The sequence below is a fragment of the Micromonospora sp. NPDC048170 genome (assembly GCF_040652795.1).
In the GTDB taxonomy this organism is placed as follows: domain Bacteria; phylum Actinomycetota; class Actinomycetes; order Mycobacteriales; family Micromonosporaceae; genus Micromonospora.
The window spans coordinates 1-17,637 of record NZ_JBEZMR010000008.1 but is presented as its reverse complement, the minus strand read 5'-3'; the positions used below and the strand labels follow the sequence as shown (position 1 = coordinate 17,637).

At 70.0% G+C, this 17,637-nt stretch carries 13 protein-coding genes and 1 pseudogene; 5 read left to right on the top strand and 9 right to left on the bottom strand.

Annotated elements, in window-relative coordinates:
• Positions 1 to 21: 21 nt before the first annotated feature.
• From AB0D32_RS13755 to AB0D32_RS13735, 5 genes are all read right to left on the bottom strand, one after another.
• Positions 22 to 423, bottom strand: coding sequence for an integrase (locus AB0D32_RS13755; RefSeq protein ID WP_357089115.1), 402 nt, complete (start codon positions 421 to 423; stop codon positions 22 to 24).
• A complete protein-coding gene (locus AB0D32_RS13750; RefSeq protein WP_357089112.1) occupies positions 420 to 791 on the bottom strand; it encodes an AbrB/MazE/SpoVT family DNA-binding domain-containing protein in 372 nt (123 codons plus the stop codon). The genes AB0D32_RS13755 and AB0D32_RS13750 overlap by 4 nt, the downstream gene beginning before the upstream one ends.
• 172 nt (positions 792 to 963) lie before the next feature.
• Positions 964 to 1,170: a hypothetical protein gene (locus AB0D32_RS13745; protein ID WP_357089109.1), complete on the bottom strand. Its 207-nt coding sequence runs from the start codon at positions 1,168 to 1,170 to the stop codon at positions 964 to 966.
• Between the two features lie 339 nt (positions 1,171 to 1,509).
• Complete coding sequence (locus AB0D32_RS13740) at positions 1,510 to 2,157, bottom strand: hypothetical protein (protein WP_357089106.1); 648 nt, start codon at positions 2,155 to 2,157, stop codon at positions 1,510 to 1,512.
• A 65-nt stretch (positions 2,158 to 2,222) separates the two neighbouring features.
• Positions 2,223 to 2,396, bottom strand: a complete 174-nt coding sequence (locus AB0D32_RS13735; protein ID WP_357089103.1) for a hypothetical protein — start codon at positions 2,394 to 2,396, stop codon at positions 2,223 to 2,225.
• 383 nt (positions 2,397 to 2,779) lie between these two features.
• Here AB0D32_RS13735 and AB0D32_RS13730 point away from each other — a divergent pair, with 383 nt between their 5' ends.
• The 3 genes from AB0D32_RS13730 (at position 2,780) to AB0D32_RS13720 (ending at position 5,700) form a co-directional block, all read left to right on the top strand.
• The gene (locus tag AB0D32_RS13730; protein WP_357089101.1) at positions 2,780 to 3,412 is read left to right on the top strand and encodes an ABC transporter ATP-binding protein; all 633 of its coding nucleotides are present in this window, start codon (positions 2,780 to 2,782) and stop codon (positions 3,410 to 3,412) included.
• A gap of 1 nt (position 3,413) precedes the next feature.
• The gene (locus AB0D32_RS13725; protein WP_357089099.1) at positions 3,414 to 4,949 is read left to right on the top strand and encodes a DUF6297 family protein; all 1,536 of its coding nucleotides are present in this window, start codon (positions 3,414 to 3,416) and stop codon (positions 4,947 to 4,949) included.
• A gap of 370 nt (positions 4,950 to 5,319) precedes the next feature.
• Positions 5,320 to 5,700 carry a glyoxalase gene (locus tag AB0D32_RS13720; protein ID WP_357089096.1) on the top strand — a complete coding sequence of 127 codons (381 nt, stop codon included), beginning with the start codon at positions 5,320 to 5,322 and terminating at the stop codon, positions 5,698 to 5,700.
• A 409-nt stretch (positions 5,701 to 6,109) separates the two neighbouring features.
• On the opposite strand, the gene AB0D32_RS13715 is transcribed toward AB0D32_RS13720, so the two are convergent.
• From AB0D32_RS13715 to AB0D32_RS13705, 3 genes are all read right to left on the bottom strand, one after another.
• On the bottom strand, positions 6,110 to 9,043 hold the full coding sequence (locus AB0D32_RS13715) for a hypothetical protein (protein WP_357089092.1): 2,934 nt from the start codon (positions 9,041 to 9,043) through the stop codon (positions 6,110 to 6,112).
• Positions 9,044 to 9,098: 55 nt separating this feature from the next.
• Positions 9,099 to 11,942, bottom strand: coding sequence for a S8 family serine peptidase (locus AB0D32_RS13710; RefSeq protein ID WP_357089089.1), 2,844 nt, complete (start codon positions 11,940 to 11,942; stop codon positions 9,099 to 9,101).
• Between the two features lie 206 nt (positions 11,943 to 12,148).
• Positions 12,149 to 15,100 (bottom strand): AAA family ATPase, encoded by a 2,952-nt coding sequence (locus tag AB0D32_RS13705; protein ID WP_357089087.1) that lies wholly within the window; start codon positions 15,098 to 15,100, stop codon positions 12,149 to 12,151.
• A 388-nt stretch (positions 15,101 to 15,488) separates the two neighbouring features.
• Here AB0D32_RS13705 and AB0D32_RS13700 point away from each other — a divergent pair.
• Together AB0D32_RS13700 and AB0D32_RS13695 are read left to right on the top strand one after the other, a co-directional pair.
• A pseudogene (locus tag AB0D32_RS13700) lies at positions 15,489 to 15,918 on the top strand (transposase); the annotation flags it as partial.
• Positions 15,919 to 16,087: 169 nt separating this feature from the next.
• Positions 16,088 to 16,987, top strand: coding sequence for a 2-hydroxyacid dehydrogenase (locus tag AB0D32_RS13695; RefSeq protein WP_357089084.1), 900 nt, complete (start codon positions 16,088 to 16,090; stop codon positions 16,985 to 16,987).
• A gap of 335 nt (positions 16,988 to 17,322) precedes the next feature.
• Here the strand turns inward: AB0D32_RS13695 and AB0D32_RS13690 are convergent.
• The coding region (locus AB0D32_RS13690) for a transposase (protein ID WP_357089081.1) at positions 17,323 to 17,637 on the bottom strand (315 nt) is incomplete at its 5' end.

The window sequence follows — 17,637 nt, the reverse complement described above, 5'->3', positions numbered from 1 at the left end:
CCGACCGCCCCGGCACGATGATCAGCGCCGGAGCGGCCGGGCGGTCGGGTGGCCAAGAAAGGTGCGGTACAGACAGCGCAACGCCGCGATCAGATGCTCCGCCGCACTGCGCCCACCCCGAGCGTTGCGCCGAGTCACCACATGCGCCTTGACATACTCCGCCAACCGCTCGATCTCCGACGATGTCGGCTCATCGATACGCCGCTGACCCCACTGCTCGACCACACGCTTCCAGTACGAGCCGTACGCCCGCCGCGTGCCGGCCGTGACCGCAGCCGCCACCACCGGCACGTACTCCGCGAACGTCGGCGCCACCGGACGATCCGACGCCGCCCCCACCAGATCCGCCGGCGAGATCCCCATCCGCGCCAGCAACAACCGCGCGGCATCCAACTCCGCCCTGCCCGCCATCGCCGCACTCACGCATCATCACCACCCAACACCGCACCCTGAGCCTGAGCGACCATGTCGTCCAAGGCCGTCGGCGGATACACCACAAGCAGGTCTGCGACAGGATCAGCGGTCAACAAGGCCCGATCCCCAGCTTCAAGGCCACACCAGTGCCGCACCGAAGCCGGCAGCAACAGGTGTCCCTGACCGGTGAGAGCGAACACTCCACCAGGATCCCGACGCACGACAATGACGCCAACTCTCTCGCGGATCTCCAGTCGGGCACCCGGCTCCCAAGCCAGGGCACGGACGATGCCTTGATCACGGATTCGCCCGCTGGCATCGACCGCCGCCAGGCGGTACACCTTGGCCTCGGTCCGCTGCTGCGCGACCGCTGGCATCGGTAGCGGAGCCCGTCGCAGGGATGCGTGTGAGTCACGAGGGTTGCTTCGCCCACGGTCCGGCAGAAGAACCGGGGAACGACAGAAGCCAGAGAGGACTCAGCCACAGCGACCACCACCGTCGACCGACACAGGGCCGGTGAGGTTGGTCGCGAAGATCAGATTCACGTGGTCAAGGAGCCTTGACCACCAGTACGTAAGAGACGGCATGGATGCCGCAAATTTGTGTCCGAGGGGCGACGTTGACCACAAATCCATGATCGCCGTTCATGCCAGCCTGCAACTGGCACCCACAACCAGCCGCCGATGCAGCAAAATCGCCATGACCAGGCCAACCAACACGATTGTGGAGGTAGGACAAATCCCAGAGGTTGTTCATCGCATCGCAAGGGACCCCGGCTGAACCGAGAAATCGATACAAGGTTGGCGCGGGTGATGCCAACCTCGCCGAACGGCGAGACGACAGAGATGCGGCCCGCACCAATACGAAGTCAGCCAACGCCGCGCAGCGAAAGGATCTTTCACACGACGTGACGTCCCCCGAACAGATTGAAGGGGGCGGGGCTTGGACCCCGCCCCCTTCACTCGTGCTGGCTCAGTTCACCAGTCCTCGCACGGGGCGTGGCTCGACCTCAGGCAGTGGTCATCCAGCATGAGCGCCACCCGGTACCGGCCCGTGTCCGCCAACTTCTGGTACACCCGCTCCCCCACCTCCGCCTCACGCCCCTTCTCGGTGGCGAGCCGGAGATGGAAGGGATGGCTCAGGGGCTGCTCGTCGTCTCGCGGCCACGCCGGGCATGGCGCGGCCGGACCGCCAGGTCGGGCTCACCATCTTGACCCAGCCCGAGGCGGTGTAGTTGAGCGTGGACTGCAGCGCCAGGAACCACAGGACCGCGTCGGTCACGCGCGGCTGGCGGCTCGACCGGGCCAGTATGGCGGTGGCCTGTACCAGGAAGGACGCCTGATCGGAGCCGTCCGTGCCGTATACGTAGCTGGGAAAGGTGCCCACCGAGGAGGCTGCGATGATCGCATTCGCGGCCGCGCGTGACCTGCGGAAACGTCCCGTAGGGGCGAGCAGGAAGGCGGCGCAGGCGGCGCGGGTCACGTGCAGGACCGTGGCCGTTCCCGGCTGCGCGGTCGCGGCGAGCACCCGGCGCGCGACGGGACCCCGGCCGTCGAGTCGACGGCGGGCGACGGCCCAGTCGTTCGACCCACCCGGGCCGCAGTCGGCGCGCCGGGTCAGCAGCTCCAGGCTCGCGACCAGGTGGGTCAGGGCGCCGAACCGCTCGGCGGTGGCGAGGGTGCGGTCACGGTCGAGCGACCGCGGGGACAGGACAGCACGGGCGAGTCGCGCAGGTAGGCCCATTCGTCACCTTCCATTGGTGGTACGGGACGGCGCGTGGCGCCGTCCCGTACGCGCTAGGGGTTGAATCAGGCCGAACCGATACCGAGCGACCCGACGGCGGTAATCAATGCGGTGGCCACGATGACCGGCAGCAGGCCGAGCGGCTCGCCGTCGTTCATCTTCCGGGCGCGCGACTCTTCGGACAGGTCCTCGAACTGTGAATTCGACACCATGTTGGCGTGTTCGGCGATGTTGGGCATGTGACCTCCCACAGATTGGCGGGGCAACACCCAGGGCAGCACGATTCCCGGCATTCTTACGCACGGCGAATCTGTGCCATCGGTCTACCTGTAGCGCCCCCGCTGATTGGCCGGCCTATTGGCCTCCATCACTGTAACAGTGGATGAGACTACACTCAGTAGCGGTTCTGTGACAAGCCCCATATTGACCGAGAATCCACAGTCGACCAATGTGCCGTCGTTGCTTGGCAAGGCAATGCGCTGGGCATCCCCATATTCGCCCTCCACGGGCTTCCCGGCGCGCCGCGCTTCCGGTTGCCGCCGAATTTCTGCCACTATGTTCGGGCGAAATGCGATACGACTTCTACGGCGGAATGCGGAGTCCTGATCTTGAGATTGCTGCGATGACCTGGGCTGTCGACGTCCGGCAGGTGACTGTCACGTACGGCTCGACGCTGGTCCTGGACGGCATCGACCTCCGGGTTCCCGAGGGCGCCGCCGTCGCGCTCATCGGTGAAAACGGCGCCGGCAAGTCGACCCTGCTGCGCTGCATCACCGGCCTCCAGGAGCCGTCCGCCGGCGACATCTGCGTCTTCGAGGCGGTGCCCGGGCGCGGCGCGGACTTCTGGCGGCAGGTCGCCACCACGGTGGAGTCGCCCAGCTGGTACCAGGGCCTGACCGTGCGCGAGCACCTCGACCTGGTCCGGGTGGTCAACGGCGGCGACCCCGGCGACGGGCACATCGACGAACTCTGCACCACCCTCGGCCTGACCGGGCTCTCCGACAGCCTGCCCATCACGCTCTCCTCCGGCCAGCGCCAGCGTTTCCTGCTCGCCTCGACCCTCATACGGCCCAGCCGGCTGCTCGTCCTCGACGAGCCCGAACAGCGCCTCGACATTCGGATCAAGCGCGCAATCGCCGCGCACCTGCGGTCGTACGTCGAGGCCGGCGGCACGCTGATCATGGCAAGCCACGACGACGGGTTCCGGGTCGGCGTCGGCGCGGACGAGATCGTGCTTACCCGCCCGGAGAGCTGAGGTGACCCCGATCGAGGCCCCGGTCCGGCCGGGCTCCCCAGCCGCCGTCGACGCCCGCCGCTGGATCCGCCACCGCCGGATCGCAGCCGAGGGCCGCGCCGACATCGGCACGGTCTACGCGGTGACCCTCGCTTTGCTGATGGCCGCCGCGCTCCTCGGGCAGCCGCTGGTCCGCGTCATCTGGCCGCCGGACGCGCCCGGCGTTGACCCGGCGATGACCCCGTTCGTCGGCGCCGTGGCTGTCCTCGCCGCCTTCTTCGTCGTCCTGCGCCAGCTCGGCCCGCTGTCGGTCAGTCGCAGCGACGCCACATGGCTGCTGCCGGCCCCGCTGCCCCGGCGCACCCTGCTCGCACCGGCGCTCACACTGACCACCGTCGCCGCGCTCGTCGTCGGCGCCGTCACCGGTATCGCCGTGACCGGGCACGTCGCCGCCCGCCCGGCCGGGCTCCTGGTGCTGGCGGCTGGCGGCACCACCGGCGCGGCGGCCTCGGTCCTCGCGGCGCTGCTCGCGCTCGCCTGCCAGCGACGGCCCTCCGCCGCCCGGCTCGCCGACGGCATCGGCATCGCGATCGGCGCGGGCTGCCTCGTCCTGGCCGCCGCGCTGCGCACCACCGGCGACCACCGGCTGTCCTCCTCGCTCATCTCGCCCGTGACAGTGCTTGCCACCGGCACCGCCGCCCTGGCCGCCGGGCTGATCGCGGTCGTGCTGACCTGGCGGGCGCTGGAAAACTGGCCGACCGCGCCGATCGCCGAGGCGTCGATCAACGCGGGCGCGTACGCCGACGTCGTCTACGCGGTCGAACCGTCCTACCTGACCGAGATGAGCGCCCGCCGCTTCTGGCGCAGCCGCACCCGCATACGGACAACGCGCCTGCTGCCCGCCCGCCGGGTCCCGCCGCTCATCGCCCAGGATCTGATCATCCTGCGCCGCAAGGCCGCGCGGCTCTGGTGGCCGGTGGGCGCGGCTGCCGTCCCGGTCTACCTCGCCGACGGCCCCGCCTGGCTCCTTCTCGGCGTGGTCCTGATCGGCGCGCTGGCCGCCGCCGGCCTCACCGCGGAGTCCACCCACGGCGACGCCTCGAACCCGGCGATGCTGCGGCTGCTCGGTGCCACGGGCCGCCAGGTGACCGTTCAGCGGCTCGCGGTACCCGCCGTCGTCGCCGGAGTGTGGCTCGCCGTCACCCTGGCCGTGCTGCAGGTCGCCGGCTCGCTCGCCGGACCGTGGTGGGCGCTCGGTTTGCTGGCCGGCCCGGCCGTCGCGGTGGGCGCCTTCCAGCGGGCGAAGGCGAGCGCCGCCTCGATCGGCACCATCCTGATCGACACGCCGCTCGGGGCGTTCCCGGCCGGCATGCTGCTGTGGCTCCTCAACGGCATCGACATTCTCGCCGTCCTGACCCTGCCGGTCTCGGCCGGCCTGGTGATGCTGCAGGCGCCCGAGGCGCTCGGCTGGCACTGGCTGCTCGCGCAGGCGGTCAGTTCGGCGCTGGGGTGCGCATTGCTGGTACGGAGATCCGGCACCGCCGCCGGTTCACTCTGACCGCCGATACCGGTACGGGGTGTCCCGGCCCCGCCACGACCCCTCGGGCAGCTCGCTGTCGCCATCGGTGCCGCTCGTGGTCGTAGCGGACCGGAACCTACGCGATCACGCACTATTGGAGTATGGAGCCGATCGACCTCCGCATCTGGGGCGCTCGAGCAACGGGTCGCCGACCTGACCGCCCGGCTGGATCTGGTCGCTGAGCTGCCGGCCGAGCCGGCCGACCGGCAAGCGCACCAGGGAGAGGGCGTCGTCCTCGCGGGCAGAGTACGTCTGTCCACCGGTGAGCAGTGCGAACTTGGGGACAGCGCCACCATGGACCGACGCCAGCACCTCCAGCTTTGGTTACGGACCTGAGCACGACTCAGGCTTGGGCTACGGGCTGCACCACGCCCAACTGGCCATTCCTGCCGGCAGTGAGGACGAGTGTCGGGCCTTCTACGTGGGCGTGTTGGGGCTCGCCGAGGTGCGAAAGCCACCAGTGCTCGCCGCTCGGGGCGGGCTGTGGGTACGTGCTGACCGCTTGGAGATCCACCTCGGGGTGGAAGCGGACTTCCAGCCGGCCTGCAAGGCGCACCCGGGCATCCTGGTCGGTGACCTGGACGCCCTGGCCGCCCGCCTGAACGCACACAGGGTCGAGGTGACCTGGGACGACACCTTCCCGGGTCACCGCCGCCTCTACGCGTTCGACAACCTCGGCAACCGGCTGGAGTTCCTCCAGCCCGAGCCGGCAAACCCGACACGCTGGTGATCCAGCCCCACGTGGACGTGACCGTAGGCGAGGGCCCTCGGCTTGCGGGTACCACATCCTGCTGGGTCAACTTTATGGGCAACCGATTGCGCTCGATGTCGCCGAACACCTCAGCGGGCACGCCCGCGCCCGGCGCGCGGTTTTGCTCATCTACCCGCGGCGTTCGAGGGCCATGTCAATCCCCTGTGATCGCGGACCGCAAGGCCGAACCTGAGCGCGCCAGGCTGCCAGAGTGTCCAGGTCGCTTCGATCCAAGGTCCACGTTGACGACCTTGCTGGTTGGCCTGGGCCCATTAAGAGCATTTGGGATCGTGCCTCTCGCCTCAGCAGGATGAGACGGTGGATGGAGAGCGGCAAGTCCAGCGGGCGTGTGGTGACGCCACCGGAACTCGACGCTCTCCGTCCATGGTCAGCGGCCGTCGGTGAGAGTGAGCGCGTCGAGCACGGTCTGTTCGACGGTGTTGCCCCCGGCGTCGGCCGCCTGGGCCTTGATGCTGACGGTGCCCCCGGTCTCGGCCATCCGTGGGAGCCGGTAGCGCGCGGTGTACCTGCCGTCGCCCTGGCGGGTCGTCGGGGTGTGCGTCCAGGTGGTCCCGCCGTCAGTGCTGATCCAGAGCGAGACGCTCGTGATCTTCGGCGCGTCCGGGGCATGGTGGTACGCGGTGACGTCCAGCCGGTGCGTGCCGGGCGCGGTGACCGCGTCCGCAAGGTCCGCGTCCGTGTTGTACCGCAGGAAGACCAGCGGGGCCGCGTGGCACGAGGTGGCGGAACCCTCGGCACAGAGGAATCCCGGCGGTGGTGTCTTCCCGACGCCCGCGGCGGAGGTGAAGTTCCACGTCGTCGACGTGGTGCCGTTGGCGTTGCGCCCGGTCAACCGGTACCGCTTGGACTCGGCGGGTAGCTCGTAGGTGGCACCCCACCAGGGTGACTGGGTCTGTGGTATTTCCCGGCCGTCCGCGTACATCCGGACGTTGTCCGGCTCGAACACGTACGCCCCCATCGCCTGCTCGGGGCTGGCCCCGGAGACCAGGAACGTGATCGGGTAGAACGTGTTGCCCTGCCGGCAGAACGCGCAGACCTCGGTCGACCAGTCCGCCTCCCACTTGCCCGGTTGGCTCCGGAAGATCTTGGGTGACAGCTCCGGTGCGCCGGGCACGAGTGGTCCCGCCGTCCATCGCGCGGTGGACCGGTCGGCCCGGTCGACGACGTCGGTGGCCCGGGCGCCCGGCTTCGGTCCGGTGCGATCGTAGTCCTGTCGCCGCACCAGGTCCGGGGAGACCGGGCCCCGGTAGGTGGTGAACTTGACGGTGTCGGTGAGGTACCGGTACGGGACGCCGGCGGCCACGGTCTCGTTCGGTCGGAAGGCCGAGTAGACCAGGTCGGCCGGCTGTGACTGGGTGCCGTGCAGGGCGGTCTCGACTGTGGCGAGTTGCTTGTCGGTGACCTCGGTGTGCAGGGAGGCCGGGATCCGCCCCTGCTGGTAGATGTGCAGGGTGTAGAGGTACGGGCTCACCGCGTCGTACCCCGAGTACTCGATCTTCACCTGGCCTCTGCGCAGCAGGGTCCGCAACGTTTCCGCCTCGCCCGGCGCGATGGCCGCGTACGGGATGTCCGGCACCTCCTGCGGGTTGTACCACCAGTCCGGGTCGACCGGGAGCGAGCAGACCGTGGTCGGCCAGATCCCGCCGGAGGAGAAGGGTTCGATCAGCACCCCGACCGCGCCGGCGGCGCGTGCGCGGGCGAGTTGCGCCGCGCCGATCCGGCAGATTCCGCCGACCGGTTTGTCCGCGTCGATGCTGAGCAGCACGAGCTTGCCCCGGGCGTCGACCCGGTCGTAGTCCGCCGCTCTGCCGAGCCCGCCGTCGACCACCGCGACGTTCCGCCGGCCGTCGAACCGGACCACCTCGTGTCCGGGGCGCTTGTACCAGTCGGCCGGCAGCATCGGGTTCAGGTCGACGCGGCGCGGCGTGGTGACCGACATGGTGACCAGCGGCTTGCCCAGCACCCAGTTCACGCCCATGTGAAAGGTGCCGACGGTCACCGGAGCGCTGGGGATGGCCCAGAACCGTGAGTTGCCGTACCAGGTGAAGCTGAGCCAGGCCCCGCCGTGGCCGTTGCTGTAGGTGCGGAAGTTGGTGCGGGAGCCGATGAACGTCTCGGTCGGCCGTGGGGTGCCGACCGTCAGCTCCCTTGCGGCGTCGGCGTCGAGCCGGATCGTGGCGTCCCCGTCCACGGTGAACTCCGGCACCATCAGGTTGAGGTGTTGTTCGCGGCTGTCGAGCCAGAAGCGGGCGTTACCGCCGGCGACGTACTTGCCCGGTGGGACCTGGTAGGTCAGCTCCCACGTGGTGCACGGGTCCTGGTCCAGGCAACGCCCGCTGGTCGCCTCGTAGCCGGAGCCGACGGCGGACCCGGCGACCTGGGTGAAGCCGGGCAGTTCCGCCGCGCACATGATGAAGATGCCGGTGCCGCAGTTGACCGGTTCGCCCTTCGTCCTCTTGACGATCTGGGTGATCTGGTACTTCGGCTGCCCGGTGTCGGCCTGCGGCTTGGCAGCGGCGGAGCGCCGGTCGGTGGGCCAGATCCTTACGATGTCGCCGCCGAGCTTCGGGACGACGCCGTGGAACAGGTAGTCGTTCAGTTCGCCGATCGACGTACGGCCCTTGACCTCTGCCCAGAAGTCGGCCGCGTGGCGCAGCTCGACCCGCAGGTCGACCCTGCCGGTCTGCGGGTGCGTCGCCGTCGCCGTCACACCCGGCAGCTTCGCCACCCGCTGGTTCAGCGTCGCCGCTCCCGGCTGATCGCCGTACTCGACGGTCAGGGGGAGTGACCCGCTCTCGCCGCTCGCCGTCCGGGAGGCCATCCAGAGCACGTCGAAGACCTTCTGGTCCACGACACCACCGGCGATCAGCGCCCGCACGTCGCTGGGGAGCGCGTGGATGCTGGTGTCCGCCGGGTCCGGGCTGGTGTCGACCTTGACGTCGATCGTGGGACGGGTGCCGTCGGCGCGGGGCGTCGGGCTGGCGGTGATCGTGTAGCGACCGCCGTCGCGGGTCAACGTGACCTCGTCGCCGGTGATCAGCGTGACGGTGTAGGTCGATCCCTTCAGGCCGGGCAGCGAAACCGCCCGGAGACCGTCGCCGGCCGCGGCGGGTGCCGCGCCGCTGCCGGCCGTGGCCGCCGACGCGCCGGCCGGAGCCAGGGAGGGGCCGGGTCGGCTCTGGGCCGCGGTGGCGGACGAAGTCCCGGCTACGGTGAGCACCGCCGTGACCGCCGCCAGCAGGCGCAGGTACGGGCGGCGACGCCGATCCGAGGTACGGGGGTTGCTGCGTGATCTCGTCACCGGGTGACTCCTCGGGTCGGATGGCGATTCGCGGCGCGTGATCTCGTCGGGCATCTCAGCCGTCCTTCCGAACCAGCGACCAGTTCCCGGCCACGACCGCGTCCCGCCGCACCTGGACGGTGGCGGTCCGGGCCCGGTAGCCGGGTGCCGTCGCGGTGAATTCGGTGGGGCCGGCCCCGGTGCTGAACACCCAGTACAGGCCGTCGCCGAGGTTTGGGTCGGCCGGCGTGGTGACGCCCGAGCCGGATTCCTGCGGTCGCGCCGTCGAGGCCACGGTCGCGTGGACCGCGGCGCCGGTGTCGCGGTCGGTGACCGTCCCAACGACCAGCCCACCCTGGGCCGGCACGCAGGCGCGGGTACCGACGAAGGCATTGTCGACCGCCCACCACCAGGCGTCGCGGCCCTGGTAGTGGAACCGGACCCGGACCTTGTCCCGGCCGGCCGCCTGCGGCAACGGCACGACGACCTGTCCGAACGCGTGGCTGTCGGTCCGCCGCCACACCGTGCGCCAGGTCCTGCCGCCGTCGACGCTGACGTCGACCTCGGCCTGCTGCCCCTTGTCGTGCGGATAGTAGGAGGTGGTGAAGCTGAGCTGGGGGGCCTTCTGGCCGGTCAGGTCGAACCTCGGTGACGTCAGGGTGGTGTCGAGCTTCTTGCCGGCGGCCGCCGAGTCGGCGATGGGGAACCTACCGCCCCCGCCGTCGGGTGGTGGCCGGTGGCCGGGGTTGTCGAGCCGCCAGCTCGGCGTGCCCGTGGTCGTCCAGCCGCCCTGCGCGCCGGTGCCGGTCCAGTCGTCGAAGTCCTCGCCGAAGCCGTTCCACCGGTATCCAGGGGCGGTGCAGCTCGACAGGTCGACCGTCAGGGCCACGTCCCGGACCAGGTCCGTGATGCCCAGCTCGATGGTCTGTCGGGCGGTCTGGTAGCCGTCGTACTGGGCGGTGATCTGCATCTGGTACGCGGCGGAGGCGGGAAGCTCCACCGCGTACCGGCCGGTCACCGGGTCGGTGAAGATCGGTCCGTTCGGATAACCGTCGATGGTGATCTTGGCATACAGCGGCCAACCGTGTCCCGAACCGTCGGTGACGGTGCCGCTGACCCGGCTCATCGGCTGCGGTGCCAGTCTGAGATCGACCGTCGCGGTCGCTGCCTCGGTGACTCGCGCTTTACTGCTGGCGGACCCGTACCCGTACTTGCGGGCGTCGACAGTGTAGTCGCCGACGGGCAGCGCACCCGAGCGGTACGTGCCGTCGGCGCCGGTGGTCAGGGTGCGGTCGACCGGTCCTCCGATCGTTACGCGGGCGTCGGGGATCGGCTTCCCGGTCACGGTGTCGGTGACGATGCCGCCGACCCGGCCGGTGGGGCCGATCGGCGCCTGACGCAGCAGCGCGAGCGCGTCCAGTCGGCCCTCACCGAAGACGTTGTTGTCCTTGTCGGTCCCACCGCACTGATCGTCCGGGCTGTCGATGGCGGTGCCGTCCAGCAGCGCCTTGGTGCCGTCGACGTCGCCCACCATCGGCCCGGCCGCGGACCAGAGCAGGGCGATGGTGCCAGCGACGTGTGGCGTCGCCATCGAGGTGCCGTTGAGCTGGGTATAGCCGTCGCCCGGGGAACTCGATCGTACGTTCACGCCGGGTGCGGAGATGTTCGGCTTGGTCTCGCCGTCCTGGCCGGCGCCGCGCGACGAGAAGCCGGCGATGGCGTTGGCGGCGTCGTACGCGCCGACCGAGTAGTTGATGACGCGGCTGCCCGGCGAACCGCTCGTTTGGCAGGCCGAGCCGTTGTTGCCGTTGGCCCAGACGCCGAAGATGCCCGACGCGGCCCACGCCTGGCTGATGTCCTCCATGAGCGGGGCGTCCGACGGCGCGGTGGTGCCCCACGAGTTGTTCACGATGTGCGGCCGCTTGCCGGCGTCCGGATTCTGCCCGTTCAGGTCGGTCGGTTCCAGCATCCACTGGCCGGAGCTGATCAGGGCGGCGTCGTTCGGGCAGCAGCCGTTGGCCGTGATCCAGCGTGCCCCGGGGGCCACTCCGATCCGGTTGCCCGGGCCGGCGTCGCCGACCATGGTGCCCATCGTGTGCGTGCCGTGACCGTCGCGGTCGCACGGTGCGTCGCCGCAGCTACCCGCCGCGTCGAACCAGTTGTAGTTGTGGTCGAAGGTGCCGTCGCTCTTGGCGCCGCGATACTGTCTCACCAGCGCGGGGTGGTCGAACTGGGCGCCGGTGTCGATCGATGCGATCGTGATGTCCTCGCCGCGTACGCCGAACTGCTCCCACACCCGGTCGGCGTTGATGTTGGCGATGCCCCACTCGACCTCGTCGACCTGCTGCTGGGCGATGCCCTTGGCGACCGGTGGCGGCTCGACCCGCAGGGACGGCCACAGCGAGGTCACCTCGCTGCGGGTGGCCAGCCGCTCGGCCAGTTCCGGCCCACCGGTCACCTTGATCGCGTTCGCGGCCCAGAAGCTCTGGTACGCGACGCCGGCGGCGGTGAGTTCCTGGCGCACTGTGCGCTGGCTGTCGTTGGCGGCGTCCTTCAACGCCTTGGCGACCGCGGTCCCGCGCGCGTTCCAGTCCTTGATCGAACGGGCCTTGCTCAGGTCGGCCCTGGCCCCGAAGTAGACCCAGAAGTCCACGTCGGACGCCCGGTCGTGCAGTTGGCTACGCAACTGTGGACGGATCTTGTCCTGCGGAGCGACGGTCGCCCGCGAGGTCGCGTCCGGGTTCGCCGACGCGGACCCGTTCGCGGCGCTGCCCAGGGCGAGCACCGAGACCAGGAAGGCCACCGTCGCTGTCGTGTATCTTCGTCTCACCGAATGAGAAACGTGCATGGAATTCCTCTTCTCGGGATTGCTGTCGTGCTCCCGGTCGTGCTGGTCACAGGGGCAGGTACCGATCGTCATCCTCGGCGTCCGGCTCGTCGACCGGTCCGGCCGACGGGCCACTCGCGGCGGGAGACCGGTGGACCGGCTGGTCGCTGTTCTCCGGTGGCGAAGGCGTCCCGCCTTCGTCTGGGTCGTCTCGACGCGGCATGCCAGCATCGTGGCCAATCGCCGGTCGCGGCTGCGATCCCTCAGGTGAGTGAAAGAACCCGGAACGCTCGCCGCGTTCAGGTCCCTGGCGTCGCCCCGGGTTCGGAGACGATGCCCGTGGCGGTCACCTTCGCGGAGAGCGCGGCCCGCGAAGAGACACCGAGCTTGCGCATGGCCGACTTCATCTGGCTGGCCACGGTGTGGTGCGAGCGGTGCAACGCCTCCGCGATCTCACGGTTGGTCCGCCCCTCGGCCACGAGGGCGACCACCTCCAGTTCGCGCGGCGACAGATCCGAGCCGTAGCCCTTGCGACCGCCACGCCACGAGCGAGGCACCGCCCGTCCGTGGAGGCGGAGAGTATGGGCGACCCGGTCCACGTCGATGCTTGCGGGCAACGACGCCAAGGTGTCCAGGACCCCGGTCAGCAGGTCCACCCCGTCGGGCACCGCGCTGGCTCGGATCAGGCACATTGCCTGCCGCTCGCGGGAGAGCGCCGCGTTGTACGGCCTGGGCAGTGCCGCCCAGGCCGCCGCCGCCCGCGCGAACAGGCCAGCCGCCGCCTCGTACTCACCCGCGGCCTCGGCGAGCAGCCCACGACAGTCCAGCGCCGCCGCGTTCGGCGCGGGCGCCCCCCGGCCCCGCAGCCCCTGAGTGAACGCTTCGACCAGGTCCCGGGCCTCGGTCACGGCGCCGGCGGCGAGCAACGCCCGGGTACGCGCCGGCACCACCTCGGTTCCCCAGAGCCAGATGCCCTTCTCCGCGATGACGTCGCACGGGCCGCCGGAGAGCGCGAGAGCGTCGTCCGGCCGACCCTCACGCAGCCTGATCCGGGCCAGCGTCGCCGCCGCCTCCGCGAGGATGTCCCACGCGCCGAACCCGCGTGCGTCGTCGATGGCGCGCTCGAGATGTCTAGCCGCGCGTCGAAGGTCACCGCTCACCGTGAACAGCAGGCCCCTGACCATGACCGGTTCGAGGCGGCTGACCCGGTGGAGGTCGTCCCCGCTCGTCAACGCCGCGGTCCGCTCCATGAGACCGCCCCAGACGCCGACGAACCAGTCGAGGTGCAACTGCGTGCACTCGATGAGGTCCCTGATCCTGACCTGCTCGTACTCCTCGGCGAGCCGGCGCGCGGTGGCGAGCGACCGGCCCGACTCCGCGTACCGCCCCCACTTCATCGCCGCGTCGCCACAGTTGAGGTGCCCCACCGTGACGATCCGCCGGTCCCTGCCGACCCGGGCGGCCAGCGGGATCCGCTCCGCCTCCGCCCAGCCACGCTCCTCACCGAGCAGCAGCAGGGCGGCAGCCCGACCGGTGGAGACCCGCAGCCGATCCGAAGGATCCAACGCCACGGAGAACTCCGCCGCCCGGTCCAGCCAGGTCAGATGCCGGGCCGCCGGCGTGCGCCCCCGGGGCCAGCCGAGCAGCATCATGGCGACCGCCGGCGACGCGCGTCGGCGGTCGAGATGCGGCAGCGCCCTCTCCAACTCGGCGTGCGCGCCGTCGAACTCCTCCATGTCGTTGAGAATCCGGGCGAGTTGGAACCGCAGGTTCGCCTCCACGCCGGGATCGAGCGCGTCCCGGCTGAGCGCGCGATCCACGGCGCTGGCGAGATCCCGTAACCGGTCCGGCCCGGTGAACGAGCCGAAGGGCACCTTGTCCACCAACTCGTACATCTGCTCAGGCGGCACGTCGCCGTTGGTCAGCAGGTCATGCAGGAGAGCACCCGCCGTCGTCTCGTCGCCGGTCTCCAACGCGACGTCCACGGAGAGTTGCGCGTACCTGCACCACTTCTCGCCATCGCCAGCGAGCCGGAAGTGGTTTGCGAGCTGGGCCAGCGGCCGGGGCACGACCGACTCCAGCACGTGTCCGGCTCGCTCGTGCAGCACGCGTCGCTCCGGCTCCGCAACGGCGTCGTAGATCGCCCGACCGGCCAGCACGTGGCGGAAGGACACCCGCCGGCCGTCGCGCTGGTGCAACAGGCGGTGGGTGACGGCTTCGGCGAGGCCGGCGTTGAAGTCCGTCGGTGCGAGCGTGCTGATCGACAGCAGCAGGTGCTCGGCGATGGGGTCGGCGGCGACGGCGGCAGCACGCAGCACCGCCTGGGCGCGCGCGCTGAGGCGGCTGGCATGTTCGAGCACGGTGTCCCGCACCGTCGGTGGCACCACGATCTGATCCAGCGCCAGTCGCTTCCAGCTCTGACCACGGCGGACCAGGTCGCCGCGGCGAGCCATCAACCGCACCAGTTCCTCCAGGGCGAGCGGTACTCCCTCGGTGCGGGCGTGCAGGTGCTGAGCGAACTCGTCGGAGACGTGCTGACCCGCCAGCATCGACGAGGCGAGCGCAGCCGTCTCGGACTGGTCAAGTGGGTCAAGCACGAGCCGGAGCCGCGCCCGGTGCGGCCGTAGCCGTCCCGACAGGCGCAGCAGCCAAGGGTCACCGACCAGATCCTCCGGGCGGTAGGCCACCACCAGGCTGGGGCCCTGACCGTCTCTGTCCGCCAAGAACAGCAGGAATTCCCGGGTCGCGTCGTCGGACCACTGCGCATCGTCGACGACGAGCAGGTTCACACCGAGTCGGTCGAGCAACTCGGCGAGGGCCCGGAGCACCCGGTGCCGCGACACGCTCGCGTCCTCGGCGGGTTCGAGGGCCGGCGGCAGGTCCCCGGCCCACTCGGGGAACAACGGCCGCAAGGCCCCCGCCAGTCCGCTGAGGCGCAGATCCGCCAGCGTGCCGACGCCGGCACCGAGGACCGCGTCGACGATCGGCCCCAACGTGCACGGTTCCCGGAGCGGCGGACAGACCGCCGACAGCGTGGAGTGCGCGGCACCGGCGGACGACGAGAGAAACTCGTCCAGCAGGCGCGTCTTCCCGAGGCCGGCCTCACCTTCAACAAGCACCAGCGCCGGGGTGGTCGTGAGAACCCGACTCAGCCGAGCCAACTCGTCGTCACGGCCGATCAGGCTCGGGGTCGACACCTCGCCGCTGCCGGCGTCTCCACCCGCACCGCCGTGCGTGACCTCCCAGACCATCACCGCCTCCTCACCGCTGCGTCCCCGCCCTGCCGAAGCTCGACCAGCTACCCGATGCTGATCGTCGGCGGGTGAAGCGGTGACTGCCACCTCGTCCCTGCTTCGTGGTCGTCGCCGGCACGGCAGCCCCGGCTGGGCCTGCCGTCAGCATGCCGCCGAGAGCGGCGACCTGCCCGTGCATTTCCGCGAAGCAAGGCCGGAGTTGGCCGGCGGCGGCGCGTCTGCCGCCACGTCAGTTCGGTCGTCGGCCGCGATGATCGTCACCTCGCGGACTGTAGCGCAGAACGCTGTCCGCCTCGGTCGCCGACGGGTGCCGGGCCGCTGGTCAGGCCCTCTGCGGGCTGAAGACGACGCTGCTCGGGCGTGGACTCATCCTCGCAACTCGCAGGACATGTCCAGGATCCTTGGTACACCTCACACCGTCCGGAGCGACGCTATCCCCCTCGCCACAACGCTGACCGGCGGCAACCGCCACGACGTCACCCAACTGCTGCCCCTGGTCGACAAGGTCCCAACGGATCAAGGGCATCCGCGGCAGGCCCCGGCAGCGGCCCGACCGGATCTATGCAGACCGCGGCTACGATTTCGACAAGTACCGTCGCGAGCTACGGACGCGCGGCATCACGCCCGTCATCGCCCGACGCGGAGTTGGCCACGGCTCCGGCCTCGGCACCCGACGCTGGGTCGTCGAGCAGACCATCGCCCTGCTGCACTGGTTCCGCCGCCTGCGCATCCGCTGGGAGATCCGCGACGATATCCACGAAGCCTTCCTCACCCTCGCCTGCGCCATCATCTGCTGGCGCCGCCTCCAACGCTAAAAGAGTTAGGAGTTGTAAGACGTGCCATCGGCACGCGCGTCGATCGCAGGGCTGTTGCAACCGTTCGCGTGACCCGGCTCAGTGATCCTGCGCACGTTCGTGCCGATGAACGGATGTCGGCCGCTGTGCTCCCGGACATCCGACTGTCCACCGAGGCATGATGATCGGCATGCGTTACCTGCTGCCTCACCCCGACGCCGTGGCCGACCTCAGCGATCTTGACGTCGGGCTTTACGACGGCACGCAACCCCTCCCAGAGAACCTGGACGACGTCGAGTTGTACGCGGTGCCGTACGGAATCATCGATCCGCGCCTGTGTGAGCCGATCACTCGGATGCCTCGGCTCAACGTTGTGCAGACAGTGACCGCTGGTTACGACCACGTCCTGCCATTCCTGCGGCCTGGTCTGACCCTGGCCAACGGCCGGGGCGTTCACGATGCGGCTACCGCCGAACTCGCCGTGACGCTTACGCTCGCCGCCCGGCGCGGACTGCCGCAACTCGTGCGGGCGGGCGACGAGGGCCGCTGGGACCCGTACTGGTCGCGTGGACTAGCTGACGCCCGGGTCCTCATCGTCGGCTACGGCTCGATCGGCGCCGCGATCGAACGCCGGCTCGCCGGGTTCGAGGTAGCCGTCAGCCGGGTGGCCCGGACTGCCCGCCCCGGGGTCCGGCCGATCTCGGAGATCGCGGACATGCTGCCGCACGCGGACGTCGTCATCCTTTCCGCACCGCTAACCCCGGAAACCGAAGGCATGGTGAACTCGGACTTCCTAGCCAAGATGGCCGACGGGGCCCTGCTGGTAAACGTGTCAAGGGGCCGAGTGGTGGACACCGACGCGCTGCTCACCGAACTCAGCAAAGGCCGGATGCACGCCGCCTTGGACGTTACAGAGCCCGAGCCGCTGCCCGCTGGTCACCCGCTGTGGTCCGCGCCGAATGTCCTTATCAGCCCGCACGTCGGCGGCCTGACCGCTGCGTTGTCACCCCGGGCTCGCCGCTTGTTGGTCAACCAGGTCCGGCGGCACGCAGCGGGCGAACCACTCGCGAACGTTGTCGTCGCGCCATGATCGCCCACTGCAGACGTCCGAGGTAGCGACGACCCTCGCCCACGGGCACGTACCGCTGATGCTTCAGCCCAGGGCGGACGGGCCGGTCGAAACAGTGACCCAGGCTTGAAAGGTCAGACCCGGGTGTATGCATCGGCGGCTGGGGCAGCCGGTGTTCGAAGCGAGCCTTCCTCTGGTGACGAAGCATGCGTGCAATTGACGCTGGGATCGGTCCAGGCGGCAGGCCAGATCGTGATGCTGGCCGGTCGCACTACGCCGGTGCCTCGATGAAAGAACTCGTGCAGAGCGCTCGCCATCAGGTCGGGGGCCGTCGTAAGGCGTGTTTCATAAGCCGGTCAGAGCCACTCGGTGATGATGGTGATGGTCAGGACGGCTTGGAAGCGGACGGCGAGTTTGTCGTATCGGGTGGCGACGCCGCGATGGCGTTTGAGTCGGTTGATGCCGTTCTCGACGGCGTGGCGTAGCCGGTAAAGCTGCGGGTCGAAGGCGGGTGGGCGGCCGCCCTTGGAGCCTTTGGCCTTACGGTGGGCGTCCTGGTCCTTCTTGCTGGGGATGCAGGCCTTGATCCCGCGTGAGCGCAGGTATCGGCGGTTGCCGCGGCTGGTGTAGGCCTTGTCGGCCAGGACCAGGTCGGGGCAGGTGCGGGGCCG